The 20,783-nt window shown below is 70.7% G+C and carries 19 protein-coding genes; 10 read left to right on the top strand and 9 right to left on the bottom strand.

What is annotated here, in order from left to right; all coding sequences use genetic code 11:
* Window positions 1–263, top strand: a 263-nt coding sequence (locus ABYX71_RS04190) for a sugar-transfer associated ATP-grasp domain-containing protein (protein ID WP_372695220.1), incomplete at its 5' end; no start/stop codon positions are given.
* Here the strand turns inward: ABYX71_RS04190 and ABYX71_RS04185 are convergent.
* The 3 genes from ABYX71_RS04185 to ABYX71_RS04175 form a co-directional block, all read right to left on the bottom strand.
* A complete protein-coding gene (locus tag ABYX71_RS04185; protein WP_372695219.1) occupies window positions 247–1,242 on the bottom strand; it encodes a D-Ala-D-Ala carboxypeptidase family metallohydrolase in 996 nt (331 codons plus the stop codon). The genes ABYX71_RS04190 and ABYX71_RS04185 overlap by 17 nt on opposite strands.
* Window positions 1,242–2,765 (bottom strand): murein L,D-transpeptidase, encoded by a 1,524-nt coding sequence (locus tag ABYX71_RS04180; RefSeq protein WP_372695218.1) that lies wholly within the window; start codon window positions 2,763–2,765, stop codon window positions 1,242–1,244. Before ABYX71_RS04180 ends, ABYX71_RS04185 begins: the two co-directional genes overlap by 1 nt.
* A gap of 71 nt (window positions 2,766–2,836) precedes the next feature.
* On the bottom strand, window positions 2,837–3,322 hold the full coding sequence (locus ABYX71_RS04175) for a peptidylprolyl isomerase (protein ID WP_372695216.1): 486 nt from the start codon (window positions 3,320–3,322) through the stop codon (window positions 2,837–2,839).
* A gap of 112 nt (window positions 3,323–3,434) precedes the next feature.
* Between ABYX71_RS04175 and ABYX71_RS04170 the strand changes: the two genes are divergently transcribed.
* The 5 genes from ABYX71_RS04170 to minE all read left to right on the top strand — a co-directional run bounded on the left by ABYX71_RS04170 (window position 3,435) and on the right by minE (window position 8,436).
* The gene (locus ABYX71_RS04170; RefSeq protein ID WP_372695214.1) at window positions 3,435–4,781 is read left to right on the top strand and encodes an adenosylmethionine--8-amino-7-oxononanoate transaminase; all 1,347 of its coding nucleotides are present in this window, start codon (window positions 3,435–3,437) and stop codon (window positions 4,779–4,781) included.
* 114 nt (window positions 4,782–4,895) lie between these two features.
* Complete coding sequence (gene pgi / locus ABYX71_RS04165) at window positions 4,896–6,479, top strand: glucose-6-phosphate isomerase (RefSeq protein ID WP_372695212.1); 1,584 nt, start codon at window positions 4,896–4,898, stop codon at window positions 6,477–6,479.
* A 129-nt stretch (window positions 6,480–6,608) separates the two neighbouring features.
* Window positions 6,609–7,328, top strand: coding sequence for a septum site-determining protein MinC (minC, locus tag ABYX71_RS04160; RefSeq protein WP_372695210.1), 720 nt, complete (start codon window positions 6,609–6,611; stop codon window positions 7,326–7,328).
* A 32-nt stretch (window positions 7,329–7,360) separates the two neighbouring features.
* Window positions 7,361–8,170 (top strand): septum site-determining protein MinD, encoded by an 810-nt coding sequence (minD, locus tag ABYX71_RS04155; RefSeq protein ID WP_372695208.1) that lies wholly within the window; start codon window positions 7,361–7,363, stop codon window positions 8,168–8,170.
* Window positions 8,167–8,436 carry a cell division topological specificity factor MinE gene (gene minE / locus ABYX71_RS04150; RefSeq protein ID WP_372695207.1) on the top strand — a complete coding sequence of 90 codons (270 nt, stop codon included), beginning with the start codon at window positions 8,167–8,169 and terminating at the stop codon, window positions 8,434–8,436. Before minD ends, minE begins: the two co-directional genes overlap by 4 nt.
* Before the next feature lie 58 nt (window positions 8,437–8,494).
* Here the strand turns inward: minE and ABYX71_RS04145 are convergent, their stop codons facing one another.
* Window positions 8,495–9,106 (bottom strand): arylesterase, encoded by a 612-nt coding sequence (locus tag ABYX71_RS04145; RefSeq protein ID WP_372695205.1) that lies wholly within the window; start codon window positions 9,104–9,106, stop codon window positions 8,495–8,497.
* On the opposite strand from ABYX71_RS04145, the gene ABYX71_RS04140 reads away from it, so the two are divergent.
* The gene (locus ABYX71_RS04140) at window positions 9,099–9,746 is read left to right on the top strand and encodes an ABC transporter ATP-binding protein (protein ID WP_372695204.1); all 648 of its coding nucleotides are present in this window, start codon (window positions 9,099–9,101) and stop codon (window positions 9,744–9,746) included. The genes ABYX71_RS04145 and ABYX71_RS04140 overlap by 8 nt on opposite strands.
* Window positions 9,739–12,216, top strand: a complete 2,478-nt coding sequence (locus ABYX71_RS04135) for an ABC transporter permease (RefSeq protein ID WP_372695203.1) — start codon at window positions 9,739–9,741, stop codon at window positions 12,214–12,216. Before ABYX71_RS04140 ends, ABYX71_RS04135 begins: the two co-directional genes overlap by 8 nt.
* Before the next feature lie 7 nt (window positions 12,217–12,223).
* Here the strand turns inward: ABYX71_RS04135 and ABYX71_RS04130 are convergent, their stop codons facing one another.
* From ABYX71_RS04130 to ABYX71_RS04110, 5 genes are read right to left on the bottom strand one after another with little or no spacing between them, the layout of a single operon-like run.
* Window positions 12,224–15,520, bottom strand: a complete 3,297-nt coding sequence (locus tag ABYX71_RS04130; RefSeq protein WP_372695201.1) for a mechanosensitive ion channel domain-containing protein — start codon at window positions 15,518–15,520, stop codon at window positions 12,224–12,226.
* Window positions 15,521–16,006 (bottom strand): pantetheine-phosphate adenylyltransferase, encoded by a 486-nt coding sequence (coaD, locus tag ABYX71_RS04125; protein WP_372695198.1) that lies wholly within the window; start codon window positions 16,004–16,006, stop codon window positions 15,521–15,523.
* 54 nt (window positions 16,007–16,060) lie between these two features.
* Entirely contained in the window at window positions 16,061–16,630 is a 570-nt protein-coding gene (gene rsmD / locus ABYX71_RS04120; protein ID WP_372695196.1) for a 16S rRNA (guanine(966)-N(2))-methyltransferase RsmD, read from the bottom strand.
* The gene (locus ABYX71_RS04115; protein ID WP_372695195.1) at window positions 16,627–17,976 is read right to left on the bottom strand and encodes a M16 family metallopeptidase; all 1,350 of its coding nucleotides are present in this window, start codon (window positions 17,974–17,976) and stop codon (window positions 16,627–16,629) included. The genes rsmD and ABYX71_RS04115 overlap by 4 nt, the downstream gene beginning before the upstream one ends.
* A complete protein-coding gene (locus ABYX71_RS04110; RefSeq protein WP_372695193.1) occupies window positions 17,960–19,348 on the bottom strand; it encodes a M16 family metallopeptidase in 1,389 nt (462 codons plus the stop codon). Before ABYX71_RS04110 ends, ABYX71_RS04115 begins: the two co-directional genes overlap by 17 nt.
* Window positions 19,349–19,464: 116 nt before the next feature.
* On the opposite strand from ABYX71_RS04110, the gene ftsY reads away from it, so the two are divergent.
* Both ftsY and ABYX71_RS04100 read left to right on the top strand, forming a co-directional pair.
* Window positions 19,465–20,406, top strand: coding sequence for a signal recognition particle-docking protein FtsY (gene ftsY, locus ABYX71_RS04105; protein ID WP_372695191.1), 942 nt, complete (start codon window positions 19,465–19,467; stop codon window positions 20,404–20,406).
* A partial coding sequence (locus ABYX71_RS04100) for a cell division ATP-binding protein FtsE (protein ID WP_372695189.1) occupies window positions 20,403–20,783 on the top strand: 381 nt, incomplete at its 3' end. The genes ftsY and ABYX71_RS04100, both read left to right, overlap by 4 nt.

The raw sequence follows: 20,783 nt of genomic DNA, 5'->3' as shown, positions 1-20,783 counted from the left end.
GCTGCTACGACATCAGCGGCCTGGGTTACCTGGGTGTCGACTTCGTGCTGGATCGCGAATTCTGGCCCATGATGCTGGAGATGAACGCGCGCCCCGGGCTCAACATCCAGATCGCCAACCAGAGCGGCCTGCTGCCGCGTCTGGCGACGGTGGACACACTCGGTCGCGACGATGCCAGCGTCGCCGAGCGGGTGGCCTTCGCGCGCGAACACTTCGCGCGCAGCGGATCCAACGGCGTCGACGCCCCTACCAGCGCGCCTTGAAACCGCGCGTGTCGAGGTGCACGAACGCGCCGTGGTAGGCGTTCGGCGAATAGGCTGACAGGCCGCCGGTGAAGCGCTGCCACTGCGGGTCCGCCTGCGCCGCCTCCAGTATCTGGACCAGCAGCTCGGCGTCGCCGCGGTCGTGCCGGCCGTTGCCGTCCAGGTCGTCCATGACGCCGTCACCGTCCTCGTCGATGAACACGTCAGCGGCATCGCCCCATTGGTGACGGCTGAAGCGCGAGCTGCCCAGACGGCGGTTGTAGTGCGGCGTGCGGAAACCGCTCATCACGGTCAGCCCGCTGGCGGCGATGCCGGCGCGGGCGAAGCGCTCCAGCGCCGCCTCCAGCGCCAACGGCAAGCGCTCGCGCAGCGCCACGTAGCGCGGTCCCCGCGCCTTTTGCTTGCACACGAACTGGCCGAGCGTCAGGCTCGGCGTCAACGGCAGGTCCGCCGTGCGTTCGTTGATCTCGACGAAGTCGCGTGGCGGCTGATACACCGCCAGCCTGCCCGGGTGCTGCGGGTAGTCGCCGATCAGATACCCGTTCAGCGCGCCGCCACGCAGCGCCTGACGCGGCATGGCCACCAGCGCCGTGAAACGCATGGCCGCCCCGTCGCCGCGGCGAATCTCCAGCGTGTAGCCACCGGGCTTGCCAGGCGCCGTCCAGCGCCAGTGCTGTGACGCCAGCCGTTGCACCGTGCCGGCACCGGCGTCCAGCGCAAAATGCGCGCCGGCGCCATCGACCACGCGCAGTTCCAGTGCCTCTCCGGGCCGTGCCAGCAGCGGATTCAGCGGCAGGCGCGAACGCTCACCGGCCCACGCCACGGTAAAGCCGACATCGCCCGAACGGCCGGCACTGGCGGGCGTCAGCATGGCCAGGTGCAACGGGGCGGCGGTCACGGGCGCGAGAAACGGCATGGCCACCAGCGCCAGCACGGCCGCCGGCAGGCGGCGCAGCAACGGTATCAAGCGAAACATCATCAACGCGTCTGCATGGGTGTGGTCAACGCTTCCGCCAGCGCGGCATCGCGCGTGTACAGGTCGCGGCGAAAGTGCGCCCGGCCGTCACTGTCGACCCAGGCGGTCCAGTACAGCAGGTGCACCGGGACCGGCGTGCGCAGGTTGATCGTACGCGTGCGGCCGGAGTCGATAGCCTCGCGCAGGGCCGCCTGCGTCCAGCGCGGGTCATCCTGCAACAACCATTCGGCCAACGCCAGCGCCTGCTCGACACGAATACAGCCGGAACTGAAGCCGCGCTCGGCGTGAGCAAACAGTCCGCGTGACGGCGTGTCATGCAGGTACACATCGTGGCCGTTCGGGAACATGAACTTGATGCGGCCGAGCGCGTTCCAGGGTCCCGGATCCTGGCGCAGCCGGTAGGGCACGTGCCCGCGCAGGCGCTGCCAGTCGATCTGTGCCGGATCCAGTTCGCGCGCGTCCGCCCCCCAACCGGTCAGCACCCGCAGGTGCTCGGCCGCCAGATAACCGGGGTCGCGCTTGATCTCCGGCAGCTTGTCCTGCGCCGCAAGCCGCGGGGGCACCTCCCAGTACGGATTCAGCACCAGGTAGCGGATGCGATCCGAGAATTCCGGCGTCGGCCGGTACGGACGCCCGACCACCACCCGCATGTGCAAGGCCACGGCGTCGCCCTCGATGGCATCCAGCGTGAAGGCCGCGGCATTGACCCGCACCTGACGCCGGCCAGGCGCCTCCCCCAGCCAACGACGCCGTTCCAGGTTGGCGACCAGCTGCTCGGCCCGCTGTGCCGCAGAGACATTCAGCGCGGCGCGGGTTCGGGGCCCCACGGCGCCGTCCACCTGAAGGCCATGACGTGCCTGGAAGCGGCGCACCGCATCCTCCAGCTCGGCATCGAACCGCTCGGAGCCGATGTCCGCCACCGGCTCCACCCCCTCGCGCTGCAGTCGCTGGCGCAGCGGCGGTACCGCCGCCGACCCGTCTCCCACACGCAGGATCGGCCCATCGGGCACACGCGGCCAGCCATCGGACGCCGCGAGCTGCCGATAATGATCGAGCGCATGACGCAGGCGCCGGTAACCGGCCAGGCTGGAGGTCAGCTCGGCCGCGAAATCCACCGGATCGCGCGCGAAGGCCAGACGTGACGGCAAATCGGCATCGGCCAGCCGCGGTTGCCGGCGCGGCCGAACCCCGCCGGCCTCGACCTTGCCGGCACGCAGATGCGATCCCAGCAACAACAGGCCGTCGCTGAGCAACAGATCGCTCGCCGCGCGGGCGCCCGGCGAGCGATCGTCACGCATCGCATCGATGGCCGCCAGGTGGTAGTCGGCCGGATTCAGGCCGTGCGTGTCAGCGTCGGCCAGCACCTTTCGCGCCGCATCCAGCCGGTCGCCCGACCACAGCGGCCGGTGGTCGCGCGGCCCGTACAAGGCCCTCAGGCCCTCCGGCGCGAACAACTGTTCGCCAGCGACGGTGTGCCCGTCGGCCAGCGCCTGTGCCAACGCGTCGCTGACGGCTCCGGCAGGCACCGACGCCGGCAGCAACCACAACAACCCGGCGGCCAGGCAAACCGCCGGGTAACGCAGAAAAGGCAGTGGCCTCAGTGCTGGTGGCCGCCGGCACCGTGCACGTGGCCGTGCGTGAGTTCCTCGGCGGTCGCCTGCCGAACGTCGAGCACCTCGACCGCGAAATGCAGCGTCTGACCGGCCAGCGGATGGTTCGCGTCGACCGTCACGCCGTCGTCCTCGACCTCGGTGACGCGCACCGCCAGGCGCCCGCCGTGCTCGTCACTGGCCTGGAACATCATGCCCGGGGCAATCTCGATGTCCGACGGAAAACGGTCACGCGGCACCACCTGCACACGCGCCGGATTGTGTTCACCGTAGGCGTCCTCAGGCGCCAGGGAAACGTCGAGCTTGTCACCGCTGGCGTGCCCGGTCAGTTCGCGCTCGAGCCCGGCGATCACGCCGCGGCGTCCGTGCAGGTAGGCGAACGGCTCGGCCGCGGTGGCACTGTCAAGCACCTCGCCGGCATCGTCGCGCAGGGTATAGGCAAGGGTCACGACGCAGTCGTCGGCAATGTTCATGGTGCACTCCGCACTGTGGCTGGGGGGGATGGGGCCAGTCTAGCAACATGTGGCGAGGCCTTCGCCCCCCCACCCTGCCCGCGCCGCCCCGCGCTCCTTACAATTGCCGACCATGAACAACGCCGACTTCGTGGCACGCGACCTGGCCGTCCTTTGGCATCCGTGCACGCAAATGCAGGATCACGAGTGGCTGCCGCTGGTGCCGATCCGCCGTGGCAGCGGCGTCTGGCTGGAGGATTACGACGGCCAGCGCTACCTGGACGCCGTCAGCTCCTGGTGGGTGAACCTGTTCGGGCACGCCAACCCGCGCATCTCGTCGGCGCTCGCCCGGCAGGCCGGCGAGCTCGAGCACGTCATCTTCGGCGGCTTCTCGCACGCGCCCGCGCTGCGCCTGGCGGAACGACTGGTCAATCTGACGCCGCCGTCCCTGGTGCGCTGCTTCCTGGCGGACAACGGCTCGTCGGCGGTTGAAGTCGCCATCAAGATGAGCTTCCACTACTGGCGCAACGTCGGCATCCGCGGCAAGCGACGCGTCGTCAACCTCACCGGCGCCTACCACGGCGAGACCCTCGGGGCGCTCGGCGTCGGCGATGTCGGGCTGTACCGCGACCCCTACGTGGAACTGCTGCAGGCGCCGCTGACCGCCCCGTCGCCCGACGCCTACGAACGGTCCTCCGGCGAAAGCTGGGCCGACGTGGCACGCCGGCGCCTGGACGACATGCAGGCGCTGCTCGAGCGCCACGCCGACGAGGTGTGCGCGGTCATCGTGGAACCACTGGTGCAGTGCGCCGGCGGCATGCGCATGTATCACGCGGACTACCTGAAGGGCCTGCGTGCCCTGTGCGACCGCTACCAGGTGCACCTGATCGCCGACGAAATCGCCGTCGGCTTCGGCCGCACCGGCACCCTGTTCGCCTGCGAGCAGGCCGGCATTGCGCCCGACTTCCTGTGCCTGTCCAAGGGTCTCACCGGCGGCTACCTGCCGCTGGCGGCGGTCCTCACCACGGACACCGTGTACCAGGCCTTCTATGCCGACTACGCCAGTCAGCGTGCGTTCCTGCACTCGCACAGCTACAGCGGCAACCCGCTCGGCTGTGCCGCGGCCCTGGCGACGCTGGACATCTTCGCCGAGGAGCCCGTGCTCCAGCGCAACCAGGCGCTGGCGGCCGCCATGGCCCGCGAAACCGCCCACCTGCAGGACCACCCGCACGTGGCGGAGGTGCGCCAGACCGGCATGATCCTTGCCATTGAACTGGTGCAGGACAAGGCCAGCCGCCGCGCGTATCCGTGGCAGGAACGGCGCGGCCTGCGCGTGTACCAGCACGCCCTGCAAAACGGCGTGTTGCTGCGCCCGCTGGGCAACGTGGTGTATTTCATGCCGCCATACGTGATCAGCGAGGACGAAATACGCCTGATGGCGCAGGTCGCCTGCGCCGGCATCGCGCAGGCGGTCGCCTAGCGCCGCGCCGGTCGCCCCGCGACCGAGCCGACACGGACCGGTCAACGCGCTGCGGTATACGACGGACAGTGCACCGGCCGGGGCCGCACACACCGCATCCGATAGGGAGCTTTCATGACGCAACCCGAGTTCACCGCCGCCTGGCAGGCGGTCGCCACCGCCCAGTCACGCCTGGCGGACTGCCGCATGACCGACCTGTTTGCCGCCGACCCGCAGCGGGTCACCCGCTACACGCTGGACGTGGCCGAACTGCACGTGGACCTGTCCAAGCACCTGCTCGACGACGCCGCCCTCGAGGCCCTGCTGCGCCTGGCGCAGGCGGCCGACCTGCCGCGCTGGCGCGAGGCGCTGTTCGCCGGCGCGCCGATCAATGCCAGCGAGGGCCGGCCGGCACTGCACACCGCGCTGCGCGACGTCGACCCCACGCCCCTGACGGTCGACGGCCAGGACATCAAGCCGGCCGTTGCCGCCATGCAGCGCCAGGTGGCCGACCTGGCCGAGGCGATCCGCAGCGGCCAGCGCCGCGCCAGCGGCGGCCAGCCGTTCGAGCGGGTGGTCAACCTCGGCATCGGAGGGTCGTTCTGGGGGCCGGCACTGGCACTCGAGGCGCTGCAGCCCCACGTCACGCCGGACCTTCGCATCGACTTCATCTCCAACGTTGACCCGCAGCCGCTGCGCGCCCTGCTGGCCGACTGCGACCCGCAGCGCACATTGTTCCTGGTCTCTTCCAAGAGCTTCGGCACCGCCGAGACCCAGCGCAACCTCGCTGCCGCGCGCGCCTTCATGGAATCGCACCTCGGCGCCGCCGCGGACCAGCACTTCATCGCCATCACCGCCAGCCCGGACAAGGCCCGCGCGCTGGGCTTTCGCAACGACGCCATCGTCACCTTCCCGCAGTGGGTCGGCGGACGCTACTCGCTGTGGTCGGCCATTGGCCTGCCGGCGGCCATCGGCCTTGGCGCCGACCGCTTCGCCGAACTGCTGGCCGGCGCCGCCGCCATGGACGCACATTTCCGCAGCGCCCCGCCGCAGGCCAACCTGCCCCTGCTGCTGGGTCTGCTGGACGTCTGGTACGCCAGCTTCTGGGGCTTCGGCAGCCGCGTCCTGCTGCCCTACGACCAGTCCCTGCGCCTGCTGCCAACCTATGTCCAGCAACTGGCCATGGAAAGCGACGGCAAGGGGGTCGACCGCGACGGCCGACCGCTGCCCCACCCCAGCTGCCCGGTGGTATGGGGCGGCAACGGCAACGACGGCGAACACACCTTCTACCAGTTGCTGCATCAGGGACCGGCCACCATCCCGGCGGAGTTCGTCATCTGCGCCCACGACGACGCCGACCTGCCCGGCCACCGCCGGCGCCTGATCGCCCAGTGCCTGGCCCAGGCCGAGGCCCTGCTCGGCGGCGCACCGGCGCCGGACAACCCGCACGCGCGCTGCCCCGGCAACCGGCCCAGCAGCCTGTTCGTGCTGCCCCGGCTCACGCCGGCCGTGCTGGGGGCGCTGCTGGCCTGCCACGAGCACCGCACGTTCACCAGCGGGGTGCTGTGGCGCATCAACCCCTTCGACCAGTTCGGCGTGGAGCTGGGCAAGCGCCTGGCCGGCCGACTGGAGCAGGAACTGGACGGCGCCGAGCGCACCCGCCACGACCCCTCCACCGCGGCGCTGCTGGAATTCTGCCGGGCGCGCCTGCAGCACTGAATCGCGCCCCGGGCGAGGCCAGCGGGCCGACGACGGTCGCCGCAGCGATGTCCGGCTAGGCGGGCCCGGCGCCCTCTGCTAAGGTAGCGTCGCCGCCACGAGCGGCACCTTCCACTACTTCGAACACGCATGGCCGAGACCCCCTCGTTCCGGCTCAAGGGCAGCCTTGTGACGCTGTCCATCCTGAAGCCGCTGAATACCGATTTGCCCGCCATCGAGGCCGGCCTGGAACAACGGGTGTCGCAAGCACCGGCGCTGTTCGACCGCGCCCCGCTGCTGATCGACCTGGCCGACCTGCCGGCCGGCACCCCGCTGGACCTGCCCGAACTGAAGGCTCTGGTGGCGCGTCACGGCTTCGTGCCGGTGGCGGTGCGCGGCGGCGGCGAGGCCATGGCGACGCAGGCCGCGGCGCTCGGCCTGGGCGTGCTGGGCGACGGCCGCCTGCCGGTCGACCCGCCTCCCCCGCCGCCACCGGCCGCCGACACCGCACCGCCGGCGTCCGACACGCCGCCCGAGTCACAGGCGCCCACCACGCGCCTGGTCACCGAACCGGTGCGATCGGGCCAACAGGTCTACTCGCCCGGCGATCTGATCGTCCTGGCCGGCGTCAGCCCCGGTGCCGAGCTACTGGCGGAAGGTCACATCCATGTCTACGGTCCGCTGCGCGGACGGGCGCTGGCCGGCCTGCGCGGCAACACCCAGGCGCGCATCTACTGCCGCGCCCTGGAAGCCGAGCTGATCGCCGTGGCCGGCTGTTTTCAGGTGGCCGAGGACATCGATCCCAGCCTGCACGGCCGCCCGTCGCAGGTGTACCTGGACGGCGAAGATCTGGTCACCGCCGCCCTGTAGGCGGCACTGCCCTTCACACGAGGACTACGCACTTGGCACGCATCATCGTCACCACATCCGGCAAGGGCGGCGTGGGCAAAACCACCACCAGCGCCGCCTTCGGCACCGGTCTTGCGCTGCGCGGCCACAAGACCGTGCTGATCGACTTCGACGTCGGCCTGCGCAACCTCGACCTGATCATGGGTGTCGAGCGACGCGTGGTCTACGACTTCGTCAACGTCATCCACGGCGAGGCGCAGCTGCACCAAGCGCTGATCCGCGACAAGCGGGTCGATGGCCTGGCCATCCTGGCCGCCTCGCAGACACGCGACAAGGAAGCCCTCAACATCGAAGGCGTCGAGCGGGTACTCGACGAGCTGTCCAAGGAGTTCGACTACATCGTCTGCGACTCCCCGGCCGGCATCGAGAAAGGCGCGCACCTGGCCATGTACTTCGCCGACGAGGCGCTGGTCGTGACCAACCCCGAGGTGTCCTCGGTGCGCGATTCCGACCGCATCCTCGGACTGCTGTCCAGCAAGACGCGCGCTGCCGAGCAGGGCCGGCGGGTACGCGAGCATCTGGTGGTGACCCGTTACTCCCCCAAGCGCGTCGGCAAGGGTGAAATGCTCAGCCTGGACGACATCGGCGACATCCTCGGCATCCCGCTGCTGGGCGTGGTGCCGGAATCCCCGTCCGTGCTGGCCGCGTCCAACGCCGGCACGCCGGTCATCCTGGAGCAGACCAGCGACGCCGCACTGGCCTATAACGACACGGTGGCCCGTTTCATGGGCGAGGAGAAGCCGCTTCGCTTCATCAACGAAGACCGCGGCCTGCTGCGGCGACTGTTCGGAGCACGCGCATGAGGATCATCGAATTCCTGCGCAGCGGCCGCAAGAACAGCGCCTCCATGGCGAAGGAACGGTTGCAGATCGTGGTCGCCCACCAGCGGCGCGAACAGAATCAGCCGCCCTACTTCGCCAACCTGCAGCGCGACCTGCTGGAAGTGGTGCGCCGCTACGTAACGGTCGACGACAGCGCCGTGAAGGTCGACGTCGACCACCAGGGCGACTGCGACATCCTGGAACTGAACATCACCCTGCCCGACTCGCCGGCCGGCGCCAACGGCTGAGCGCGGCGCGCCGTGGGTCAGCCGTCCGCGGCCAGTGTCGGCAGACCGAAGGCCCGGCTCAGCCAGCGCGCGACATGATCGGCGATCGGCCCCTGGGCCTGGGCATTGGGGTGAATCCCGTCGTCCAGGAACGCCGTCGGATCGTCGGCGATCGGCTCGAGCAGGAACTCCAGCAGCGGCACATCGGTCTCATCCGCCAGGCGCCGGTACATGGTGTGGAACTGGCGCGTGTAGATCGGACCGAAGTCGGCGGGATCTGCATGCCGATGAGGCCAACCCGGGCGCCCGTGGCCCGCGCGGCGTCGATCATGGCGCGCAGGTTGCCGGCGGTGGCGCTCAGCGGCTGCCCGCGCAGGGCGTCGTTGGCGCCCAGTTCGATCAGCACCAGTGCCGGGCGGTGGCGTTCGAGCAGTGCCGACAGGCGAGCCCGGCCGCCGGCGCTGGTGTCGCCGCTGATGGCGGCATTGACCACCGTCCACGGCAGACCACGCTCGGTCAACCGCCCCGCCAGCTGCGCCGGCCAGGCGCGGTCGGCCGGCAGGCCGTAGCCGGCGCTCAGGCTGTCGCCGACCACCAGGATGGACCCGTCCGGCAATACCGAGGCGCCGCGCGCCGCGCCCGCCAGCAACAGGAGCACAGCACAGGTGATACGTACCAGGGAGATGGCCAAATGGGTCGCCTCGCCGCAGGGAAGGCTGGACATACTACAACCCATCGACCTGGACATCGGCGCCGGTGAACGCTGCGCCATCGTCGGGCCGTCGGGCAGCGGCAAGACCACCCTGCTGGCGCTGCTGGCCGGGCTCGACCTGCCCAGCGCCGGGCGGGTGTGGCTGGGCGACGCCGAACTGAGTGCACTCGACGAGGATGCCCGCGCCGCGCTGCGCCGCACCCAGGTCGGCTTCGTGTTCCAGAACTTCCAGCTGCTGGAGAACCTCAGCGCGCTCGACAACGTGGCGCTGCCGCTGGAACTGCGCGGCGAACCGGAAGCCCGCCCACGGGCCCGCGACATGCTCGAGCGCGTCGGCCTGGCCGAACGCATGCATCACTACCCGCCGACCCTGTCCGGCGGCGAGCAGCAGCGCGTCGCACTGGCGCGCGCCTTCGTCGGCCGCCCGCAGGTGCTGTTCGCCGACGAGCCCACCGGCAGCCTCGACCGCACCAGCGCGCAGGCCGTCCTGGAGCTGATGTTCGACCTGAACCGCGCCGCCGGCACCACGCTGGTGGTGGTCACGCACGACGACAGCCTGGCCGCGCGCGTCGACCGGCGCCTGACGCTCAGTGGCGGACGGCTGAATGCCGATGACTGAGCTGACCACCGCGGCGCGCCTGCTGCGCGGCGAACTGCGTCGCCCGGACCCGCTGTTGCTGGCCATGCTGCTGGCGGTCACGGTGGCGGTGGCGGCGCTGGGCAGCGTCAGCGGCTTTGCCCAGCGCGTGCAGGCCGCCATCGACGCACGCGCCGCGCTGCTGCTGGGCGGCTCGGTGCGCGTCACCGCGCAGCGCGACCTGCGCCCGCTGGCGGCGCAGCTGCCGGCAACACTGAAACCGGCCCTGAGCGTGCTCGAACTGCCCACCATGGCGGCCGCCGGCGAGCGGCTGCGGCTGGTCGAACTCAAGGCGGTCGACGACGCCTACCCGTTGCTCGGTGAGTTGTTGATTCGCGATCTCGGCACCCGCGGCGCGCCGCCGCCGGGCAGCGTATGGGTCGAGCCGGTGCTGCTCGACCAGCTCGGCATCGCCGTCGGGCAGGCTCTGGACCTGGGCTACGCCCGCTTCACCGTGGCCGGCGTCATCGCCGCCGAGCCGGACCGGGTGGCCGGTGCCTTCAGCATCGGACCGCGGGTGCTCATGAACCTGGCCGACCTGCCATCGACACGGCTGGTTTCGGCACAAAGCCGCCTGCGCAGTCGCCTGCTGTATGCGCCCGACACCCCGGAGCGCCTGGCCACGGCGCTGACCGCCGCCGTCCCGGACTACGCCCGGGTGGAAACCGCCGACGAGGGCCTCGACGAGACGCGCACCCTGACACGGCAGGCGGCCGACTTCCTGCGCCTGGTGGCGCTGGCGGGGGTGGTGCTGGCCGCGGCGGCCGTGGTGCTGGCGGCGGCCAACCTCACCGACCGGCGCCTGCCGGCCGCCGCCACGCTGAAGGCACTGGGTGCCAGCCGGCGCCTGGTGTTGCTGACCTATGTCGGCCTGGTCGGCGCCATCGCCCTGCTGGGCGGCCTGTTCGGCGCGCTGCTGGGGGCCGGCATCGAGCACCTGCTGCCGCAGCTGCTGGCCGGGCTGGTGCCGGCCGACCTGCCGCCGGCCGGTTACGCCCACCTGCCGCTGGCCGTCACCCTGGCGGTGCTGATTGCACTGGCCGTGTCCGCGCCCACCCTGTGGCGGCTGGGGACCACACCACCGGTGGTGGTGCTGCGGGCACCCACCGAGGCCGGCAACGCGCGCGGCCTGGCACGGGCGCAAACCGGCGGACTCACGCTGGCGCTGCTGTGCTGTGGGGCGGTGTACGCGGCGCTCAGCGGCAGCCTGCCGCGCGGAGCACTGGCCGTGGCCGGCCTGCTCGGCGCCGGCCTGCTGTTCGCCGGTGGCGCGGGCGCGCTGTCGCGCCTGGCCGGACGGCTGGCACGGCGCGGGCCGTTTCCCTGGCGCTACGCCAGCGCGGCCTTCGGCAGGGCACCGGCGCATACCGTGCTCGCCGTGGCCGCGCTGGGCTTCGGTGTGCTGGCGGTGCTGCTGCCGGCACTGGTGGAAGCGGACCTGCTGCGCCAGTGGCGCCTGCGCGTGCCGACGGATGCGCCGAACCGCTTCCTGATCGACGTGCAGCCGAACCAGACATCCGCCGTGCAGCGCCTGCTGGCCGACGGCGGCGCGCGCGACTTCGACCTGCGGCCGATGGTGCGGGCGCGCCTGCTGGCCATCGACGGCCAGCCGCCGGTGGCGCCCGACAACGAACGCGCCCGGCGCTTTCTGGAGCGCGAGAACAACCTCACCTGGCGCGCCACACCCAATCCGGACAACCGCCTGGTGGCCGGCCGCTGGTGGACCGACACCCCTGCCGCGCCGCAGATTTCACTCGAACAGGACTGGGCCCAGACCCTCGGCGTCGGGCTGGGCGATACCCTCACCTTCGAGGTCGGCGGTCAATCGGTCACCGGCACCGTCAGCAGCCTGCGCGAGGTGCACTGGGAGAGTCTGCGGACCAATTTCTTCGTGGTGTTCTCACCGGGCGCCCTGGACGACCTGCCGGCCACCTACGTCACCAGCTACCGGATCGAACCGGCCCGCTCCTCGGCACTGCTGCGCGATCTGGTGCGGCAGTTTCCCAACCTGACGGTGATCGACCTCGATGCCATGACCGGCACCTTGCAGGCCCTGGTGGCACAGTTGTCCCGCGCCACCGGCTTTCTGGCCGGCTTCACGCTGCTGGCCGGGCTGGCGGTGCTGCTGGCCGCGGTGCTGGCCGAACGCGGGCGCCTGCTGACCGAGGCGGCCGTGCTGCGCACGCTCGGCGCCAGCCGGCGTCAGCTGGGCGCGGTCTACAACCTGCGCTTCGCGCTGCTCGGCGGCGTGGCGGCGGTGCTGGGCAGCGCCGTGGCGGTGGCGGCCGGCGCGCTGGTATGCGCCCGCTACCTCGACATTCCCTATCGCCCCGACGGCCTGACGCTGGTGACGGCCTGGCTGCTGGTCACCGCGCTGGTGATGCTGGCCGGGCGGCTGGGCGCACGGCGGGTGCTCGCCACCCCCCCGGCACGCAGCCTGCGCGGCGACTGAGCGGGTCTCAGGCCGGCGGCGCGCCGCCGGCCAGGGCCTGTCCGGCACGGGCGTCGACGCTGCGCAGGTGCAGGTCGCGCTGCGGAAACGGAATTTCGATACCGGCGGCGCGCAGCGCCTGGTCGATGGCCATGTGCAGCTCGTGCGTCACCGCCAACCGGTCTTCCAACCGGCGTACGTAGATACGCAACTCGAAGTCCAGCGAGCTCTCCCCGAACGCCAGGAACAGGATCTGCGGCGCCGGCTCGGCGCTCACCCGCGCGTTGGCGTTGGCGGCGGCGGCCAGGATCTCGCATACCCGCTGGGTGTCGCTGCCATACGCGACGCCCACCTTCACCGTCACGCGCAGAATCTGATCGGACAGCGTCCAGTTGACGAACTGCTCGGTGATGAAGGTCTTGTTGGGAACGATCAGCTCCTTGCGTTCGAAGTCCGTGATCGTTGTGGCGCGAATTCGGATGCGCGAAACGCTGCCGCTGACGTTGCCCACGGTCACCGTATCGCCGACGCGAAACGGCCGCTCGCCGAGAATGATCAGACCCGAAATGAAGTTGGCGATGATCTCCTGCAGGCCAAAGCCGACACCCACGCCAAGCGCCGCCACCAGCCACTGCGCCTTCGACCATTCCAGACCCAGCAGGTTGACCACCACCAGCACGCCGACCGTGACGATGATGTAGCGCGAAGTGGTGAGCGCCGCATAGCGCGCGCCGGCGTCCATCTGTGTGCGCTGGAACACCGCGATCTCCAGCACGCCCGGCAGATTGCGCGCCGCCAGCACGGTCACCACCGTGCCCACCAGCGCCAGCAGCAAGGTCAGCAGCGTCACCGTCCCGGCATTGCCGTCTGCGCCGCCGTAGTGCCACAGCACCACGTGCTCCAGCGCCCGCAGCGCCGGCAACAGGTCCGACCATACCCACAGCAGCATGCCGGCCAGCGCCAGGGTGAAACAGAAGCCAAGCAGACTGCGCGCCTGGTCGTCGATGTCCTCGATGTCCAGCTCGCCGGCCGTCCGCGCCGGGTCCGTGTCGCCGCTTTGTCGGGCCAGCGCCTGCCGGAGACTGATGCGGCGCTGCGCCAGCGCGACCGTGCGCAGGATCAGGTAGTACACCAGCAGGATCGCCAGCAGACTGACCGCGGTGTACACCAGTCGCAGCTGCAGCTGCACGCCGGCGTAGTAGAAACCCAGCGCCGCCAGGACTGCCGGGGCCAGCGGCAACACCGTGAACAGCACATGCCAGACACGCCGATGCCGCCACAGGCGGCGGTCCTGGCGCTGCGCCAGGTAACCGGCCAGCGCGCCGCGCTGGGGATGAAGCAATCGCCACACGAAGCTGGCAAGCGCCAGCGACACGACCACGAACGCCGCGCGCCCCACGGTTCCGCGCAGCGCCGTCTGCGCCAGGGCCTGGGTATATATCACCAGCAAGCTGGCCGGCACCGCCACCAGGCGCAGCACCGCAAGGTGCCGGCGCAAGGCCCGTCGCGCCTGGGACTGCCACTGATAGTGCGCCTCCAACACCCCGCCGCCGCGCGCCAGATCCTGCAGAAAGGCCAGCACGAACACCGCCGGTGCCACCTGCGACGCCGCGATGCCGGCCGCGGTCACCGCGCCCCGCGCCGCGCTCGCCGAAAACAGTTGCCCGGCGCAGTACAGCAACAGTGACCATGGCGCCGCGCGCAGGGCGGTGTAGACGATCGCCAGCAACGTCACCCAGCCACGGTTGCGGTTGACGTCGGCCAGACGCTGCACGTCCCGCGCCTGCAGCCACTGCAGGCGCCGGCGCAGCGCGAACAGGACCACCGACAGGACCATGCCGAGCACCAGCAGCGGCTGCTGGCGCGGCGCCTGTTGCAGGTCGGCAGTCGGCAGTCGCACCGGCGGGCGCATCAGCTCGCCCAGGCCGGCACGCCAGGTCGCCACGCCGGACGTCCCAAGCGGCGGCAGGTCGGCAGTCCACAGCAGGCGGCTGTCGAGCAGATTCACGTACGCCTGCGCAACCTGCAGCACCTGCTGCTGGTGCACGCTGATCTGGCCCAGCAACGCGATACGTCGCGCGTAGGCATCATCCAGGCGCGCCATGAGGCTGGCCTGCGCGCGCAGCAGACCGCCCAGGCGCTGGCGCAGCTGCTCCTGCTGATCGGGGGCTGGAGCCGGATCGAGCGCGCGCACGCGCTCGGCCGCCTGCTGAAACGGCAAGCCAAACGTGCGTCGCCGCTCGTCCAGTTCCAGCTGGCGCAGCCGTGCCTGACTGATCTCGCGGCTGCGCGCGGCGATCTCGCGCTGAATGTCGCTCGGACGCGGCAGGCGCAGGCGACGATCGTGCAGTGCCTGGGCCAGCGGTGCACTCAAGCCGGCCAGTTCCAGCTGCGCCTCGGTGGTGCGATGCAGATTCTCGATTTCGATCTGCCGAGTGCGCACCTGCTCGATAACGAGACCGCTTTCGGCATCCGCCTGCAGCACCTTCGCCAGCTCGCGGGTCAGGGCCGCCTGCTCGGCCGCCGCGGCACGAACCAGCGGGTGTGCCCTGGCAGCGCCCCGCAGCACGGCTTCGGCATCGGCCAACTCCTGGCGCGCCCGGTCTTGCCGCAGCTCCCCCAGGCGTACCGACAGCGCGGCGACCTGGTCCTGCAGGACACCGATGCGCCGCTCGGCCTGATCGCGCTGCGCAAACGCCAACTCGCGCCGCACCTGGACGGTACGCAGCCGCTCCTGCGCCAGCGCGATCTGGGCCCGCAGGTCCGCGGCCTGGGCGGCCTGCGCCAGACGCATCGCGTCCGCCAACGCGCTCGCATTGGCGCTGTCCCGCGATAGCCCGCCGTCGATCCCGGCCAGTGCATTGCGAAGGCGTGCCAGCTCGGCCTGCAGTTCGAGCGGCGCCTGGGCAAGACTCTGCACGCGCCGCTCGTGTGCGTCGTACTCGGCCAGCGCCGCCTCCAGTGCCGTCTGTGTCTCGGACAACACCGTTTCCAGCCTGGCCAGATCGGCATCCGGGGGTACCGCGGGCGCCGTGACGCGCTCGCTGCGCAGCGAGGCAATGCGCTGCGGCGCCCGCGCGACGGATTTCGACAGGGACTCGCGCTGTGCCTGCAGCTCGGCGGCGCTTTGCACATGCCGCTGCGCCGCCTTCAGCTGCGCCTCGATGGCGGCGCGGTCGCTTTCGGTCAGGCTCTGGTCGGCCTGAACTTCGACCAGACGCCGTTCGATGGTGGCCAGTTCCGGCGGTCCGTCCGCCACGGCCGCCCCCCCGCCGACCAGGCACAGCAGCAGCGTGCCCAACACCCGGCGACGCACGGCGGCCACTCAGCGACCGGCCGCGATCTGCCGACGCAAGGCCTCACCCACCCGCGGGTGAACGAACACCGAGACATCGCCGCCGAACCGGGCCACTTCCTTGACCAGACTGGACGAAATGAAGGCATGCTGTTCGGCGGGCGTCAGGAAAATGGTTTCCACCTGCGGGCGCAGGTGCCGGTTCATCGTGGCGAGCTGGAACTCGTACTCGAAGTCGGACACCGCGCGCAGGCCGCGCAGAATGACCTGCGCCCCCTGGGCCGCGACGAAATCGACCAGCAGGCCATCGATCGGCATCACACGCACGTTCGGCAATCCGCCGGTCACCGTGCTGACCAGCTCCAGGCGTTCTTCCAGCGTGAACAGCGGCTGTTTGCTCACGTTGCGGGCAATGCCGACGATGACCTCCCCGAACAGGCGCGACGCCCGCTCGATCAGATCGGCGTGCCCGTTGGTGATGGGATCGAACGATCCCGGATAAACCACGGTCGCCATAAGCCCCCCAGACCGGTGTTGTTGTCGATGCCGTCGGCCGGCGCGGGCCTGTCGTCAGGCCGCGGCGCGCCACGCCAGCAAATGATAGCCGACCTCCCCGGCGCGCTTGCTGCGGCGCACCTCGAAACCTGCTGGCAACGGCGGCGGACTGAAACGCGCCGCGTGCTCGATGTACACCAGCGCGCCGGGCGCCAGCTGGTCACTGCACGCCAGTGCCTCCAGCAGTGGCGCCAGCGCACCCTCAAGAAACGGCGGGTCCAGGAACACCACGTCGAACCGCCGCCCGGCATGACGCAGGAACGCCGTCGCCTCGGCCTGCTGCACCTCGCCGGCGCCGGTGTCCAGCAACGCCAGCGTGTCGCGCAGATACCCCGCCACCCGCGGATTGCGCTCGACCAGCACGACACTGTCGGCGCCGCGCGACAGGGCCTCGATGCCCAGCGCGCCACTGCCGGCGAACAGATCCAGACAGCGCGCTCCGCCGATCACGCCCTGCAGCCAGTTGAACAGCGTCTCGCGTACCCGGTCCGGCGTCGGCCGGATGCCGGCATCGGCCGGAAAGCGCAGCCGCCGACCGCGCCAGCGTCCCGCGATGATGCGCACCTCGTTGCGATGTACCTTCACTGACCGCCGACCGCCCGGTCGCCACCGACCTGGATCAGCACCAGCCGCTCGGGGTCGACGCGCCGCGCGAAGGCGTCCTGTACCTGCTCCGCAGTGACGGCGCTCACGCGCGCCACGTAGCGGTCCAGCCAGTCCAGCGGCAAGCGGTAGAAACCCATCATGGCCAGGTATTCGACGATCTCGCGATTGCTGTCCAGGCGCAGCGGAAAACCGCCCGTCAGGTTGCGCTGAGCGGCCTCGAGTTCCTCGTCGCTCGGACCCTCGGCGATGAATTCATCCAGCGTCTGGCGCAACAGGGCGATTGCCTCGCCGGCCTGGTCGCCGCGCGTTTGCAGCCCCATGACGAACGGCCCTTCCTGGCGCATCGGCATGAAGTAGCTGTAGGCGCTGTAGGCCAGGCCACGCTGCTCGCGGATGACGTTGCTGACCCGCGACACCAGCCCCGAACCGCCGAGCACGTGGTTGCCGACCACCAGCGGGAAGTAGTCCGGATCGTCGCGCGTGAGCACCGGCCCGCCCAGCACGATGTGCGTCTGTGCCGACGGATGGCGCAGGCGTTCACTGACGCCGTCTGCCAACGGCAGCACCGGGCCGAGCGCCGGAGCCGGCTCACCGGCCGGCAGCTGGCCGATCAGGCGCTGCACCAGCGCCTGCGCGGCGGCACGGTCCAGATCGCCGACCAGCGCCACCACCGCGTTGCGGGCCACGTAATAGCGGCCGTGGAAGCGCTGCGCCGCCTCACGCGTCAACAGTGCCAGTGCGTCCGGCTCACCATTGGGCCAGCTGGCATACGGATGGCTGCGGTAGGCCGCCTGATAGAAGGCGCGGCTGGCGATCTGGGCCGGCTGTTCACGCTCCTGCGCCAGCGCCACCTGCAGCTGGCGGCGCCCGCGCGCCACGGCCGCTTCCGGAAACTGCGGCTCGGTCAGCACCGTGGACAGCAGGTCGATCGCCGACCCCAGCAGTGGCTCGTCGGCCAACGAGCGCAGCGACACCACCGCCATGTCACGCTCGGCAGACGCGCCGTACTGCGCACCCAGCCGCTCGAAGCCGCTGGCCACCGCCTGCGCGTCCAGCGTGCCGGCACCGTCGAACAGCAGCCCGCTGGTGAAACGCGCCAGGCCGGGGGTGTCACCGTCCCGGGCGGCGCCGGCGTCGAACACCACCCGCACGTCGACGATCGGCAGATCCGGCGTGCTGACCAGCAGCACCCGTACCCCCGTGTCGGTGGTCCAGCTCTGGATCGGCGCAAGTGCGCTCGCCGGCTGGCTCAACAGCCAGCCCAGCAGGCCGACAATCCAGAACCGCGCGGCCGCGCGCCGCGGGCGATCAACCACCGATGTCATGACGTCCTCCCGGAATCACCGCCGGACGGCGCGGCGGCAGCGCGCCCGGCTGCGGGCGCAGCACGCCCACGGTCAACTTGTCCTCGCCCAGGTAGCGCAGCACCACCTGCTGCACCTGCTCGGCGGTGACGGCACGAATGCGTCGCACGTAATCCTCGCCCACGCGCCAACCACCGCCGATGGTCTCCAGCAGCCCGATGCGCATGGCCTGGTAGAACACCGAATCGCGCTGGAACACATCGGCCGCGACCACCTGCGCCTTGACCCGCTCCAGTTCCTCGGCACTCACCGGCTCGCGGGCCAGGGTGCCGATCTGCTCGAGCAGGGCCTTTTCGAGTTCCTCGACCGTGTGGCCACGCGCCGGCGTGCCCTCTAACAGAAACAGGCCCGGCGCACGCTGGAAGGCGCGGTAGCCGGCACCGACGCTGGCCGCCACTTCCTGGCCGCGCTGCAGCTCGCGTGCCAGGCGGGCGCTGTTGCCACCGTCCAGCACGCCGGCCAGCACCTCCAGCGCGTACGGCTCCCACGCCTCGGCATCGGCGGTGGCCGATGGCACGTGATAGCCCATCAGCAGATACGGCACCTCGGCCGGCGCTTTCAGTTCCAGGCGCCGCTGGCCGCGCTGCGGCGGTTCCATCTGACGCTTCGGCGGCGGCACCGGGTCACCGGACAGTCCGCCGAAATGACGCCGTGCCAGCGCAAACACCTTCTGCGGTTCGACGTCGCCCACCACCACCACGGTGGCGTTGGCCGGCTGATACCAGCGCGCGTACCAGGTCTTGAGGTCGTCCACGGTCAAGGTATCGAGGTCGTCCTCCCAGCCGATCACCGGATTGCGGTACGGATGGGCCAGGTAGGCGACGGCGTTGAACTGTTCGTACAGCAGGGCCTTCGGGTTGTCGTCGGTGCGCAGGCGGCGCTCTTCCTTGACCACCTCGATTTCCTTGGCGAACTCGGCGCCGTCCAGGCGCAGGTTGCGCATGCGGTCGGCTTCCAGGCGGAAGCTCACCTCCAGACGGTCGGCGGCCAGCGTCTGGAAATACGCCGTGTAGTCGGTACCGGTGAAGGCGTTCTCCTCGCCGCCGTTCTCGGCGATGATGCGCGAGAACTCATTCGGCGCCAGGCGCTCGGTGCCCTTGAACATCATGTGTTCGAGCACGTGCGAGGCACCGGTCAGGCCGCCGGGCTCGTAGCTGCTGCCCACCTTGTACCAGACCTGTGTCACCACCACCGGCGCGCGGTGGTCCTCGCGCACGATCACCTTGAGCCCGTTGCCGAGGGTCTGCTCGTGCGTGTCTGCCGGGTCGGGGGTGGCCACTGCCGGGCGCAGCGACACAGCCGCCAGCAACAGGGCGCCGAGAATGCGTATCACCGTGAAAGCTCCTGATCGATGGCGACGCCACAGCAGTCTGCGACGCCGGTGTTAGCATACCGCCGCAAGGTCGACCCGGCCTTTGACCTCACGTTTCCCGTACCGTTGCACCCTCCATGACCGATACATCCCGGCCCGGTCTTTTCGCCCGCCTGCGGCAGGGCCTGGCGCGTACCCGCGAGCGCGTGGGCGGCGGCATCGCCGACCTGGTGCTGGGCCGGCGCGCCATCGACGCGCTGACCATCGACGAGATCGAAAACCTGCTGCTGGGCGCCGACGCCGGCGTCGAGGCCACCACCACGCTGGTCGACGACCTGCATGCCCGCCTGGCGCGCCACGAGCTGGCCGACGGCGAGGCCGTGCTGGCGGCACTGAAGGCGCGCATGCAGGCCCTGCTGGCGCCCTGCGAGGCGCCGCCGGTACCGCACACCGCCACACCGCATGTGATCCTCATGGTCGGCGTCAACGGCGCCGGCAAGACCACCACCATCGGCAAGCTGGCGCGGCGCTATCAGGCCGACGGCAAGCAGGTGGTGCTGGCCGCCGGCGACACGTTTCGCGCCGCGGCAGTGGAACAGCTCAAGGTGTGGGGCGAACGCCTGGGCGTACCGGTCATCGCACAGGGCACCGGCGCCGACCCGGCGGCGGTGATCTACGACGCCCTGCTGGCGGCGCGCAGCCGCGGCGCCGAGGTGGTGATCGCCGACACCTCCGGGCGCCTGCACACGCAGGCCGGCCTGATGGACGAGCTGCGCAAGATCCGTCGCGTGATGGGCAAGTTCGACCCGTCCGCGCCGCACGAGACGCTGCTGGTGCTCGACGCCGGCAACGGCCAGAACGCACTCATCCAGGCGCGCCAGTTCAACGAGGCCATCGGCGTCGGCGGCCTGGTGCTGAGCAAGCTCGACGGCACCGCCAAGGGCGGCGTGGTGCTGGCCATCGCCAGCCAGCTCGGCCTGCCCATCCGCTACCTGGGCCTGGGCGAGACAGCCGACGACCTGCGCCCGTTCGTGGCCGCCGACTTCGTCGACGCCCTGCTCAGCCGCGACGACAGATGATCCATTTCGAGCACGTCAGCAAGCGCTACGATGGCGGCGGCGACGCGCTGAAGGACATCAGCTTCACCCTGGAAGCGGGCGAGATCGCCTTCATCACCGGCCATTCCGGCGCCGGCAAGAGCACGCTGCTGAAGCTGATCGCAGGCATCGAGAAACCCAGCCGCGGCCAGGCCCTGGTCAACGGCCAGAACCTGGCCCGGCTGTCACGCCGGCGCCTCCCCTACTACCGGCGCAACATCGGCATCATCTTCCAGGACCATCAACTGCTGTTCGACCGGCCGGTGTTCGACAACGTCGCACTGCCGCTGCTGATCCAGGGCTACCGCCGCCAGGAAATCGCCAGCCGCACGCGCGCGGCGCTTGACAAGGTCGGCCTG

This window comes from Immundisolibacter sp. (genome assembly GCF_041625615.1).
Taxonomy (GTDB): domain Bacteria; phylum Pseudomonadota; class Gammaproteobacteria; order Immundisolibacterales; family Immundisolibacteraceae; genus Immundisolibacter.
This window is presented reverse-complemented; position numbering and strand designations above follow the sequence as displayed.

Excerpts from the sequence above, each read along its gene's own strand:
- ABYX71_RS04185 (WP_372695219.1), bottom strand. The coding sequence starts at position 1,242 with ATGATGTTTCGCTTGATACCGTTGCTGCGCCGCCTGCCGGCGGCCGTG.
- ABYX71_RS04175 (WP_372695216.1), bottom strand. The coding sequence starts at position 3,322 with ATGAACATTGCCGACGACTGCGTCGTGACCCTTGCCTATACCCTGCGC.
- ABYX71_RS04170 (WP_372695214.1), top strand. The coding sequence starts at position 3,435 with ATGAACAACGCCGACTTCGTGGCACGCGACCTGGCCGTCCTTTGGCAT.
- pgi (WP_372695212.1), top strand. The coding sequence starts at position 4,896 with ATGACGCAACCCGAGTTCACCGCCGCCTGGCAGGCGGTCGCCACCGCC.
- minC (WP_372695210.1), top strand. The coding sequence starts at position 6,609 with ATGGCCGAGACCCCCTCGTTCCGGCTCAAGGGCAGCCTTGTGACGCTG.
- minE (WP_372695207.1), top strand. The coding sequence starts at position 8,167 with ATGAGGATCATCGAATTCCTGCGCAGCGGCCGCAAGAACAGCGCCTCC.
- ABYX71_RS04140 (WP_372695204.1), top strand. The coding sequence starts at position 9,099 with ATGGCCAAATGGGTCGCCTCGCCGCAGGGAAGGCTGGACATACTACAA.
- ABYX71_RS04135 (WP_372695203.1), top strand. The coding sequence starts at position 9,739 with ATGACTGAGCTGACCACCGCGGCGCGCCTGCTGCGCGGCGAACTGCGT.
- coaD (WP_372695198.1), bottom strand. The coding sequence starts at position 16,006 with ATGGCGACCGTGGTTTATCCGGGATCGTTCGATCCCATCACCAACGGG.
- ABYX71_RS04115 (WP_372695195.1), bottom strand. The coding sequence starts at position 17,976 with ATGACATCGGTGGTTGATCGCCCGCGGCGCGCGGCCGCGCGGTTCTGG.
- ftsY (WP_372695191.1), top strand. The coding sequence starts at position 19,465 with ATGACCGATACATCCCGGCCCGGTCTTTTCGCCCGCCTGCGGCAGGGC.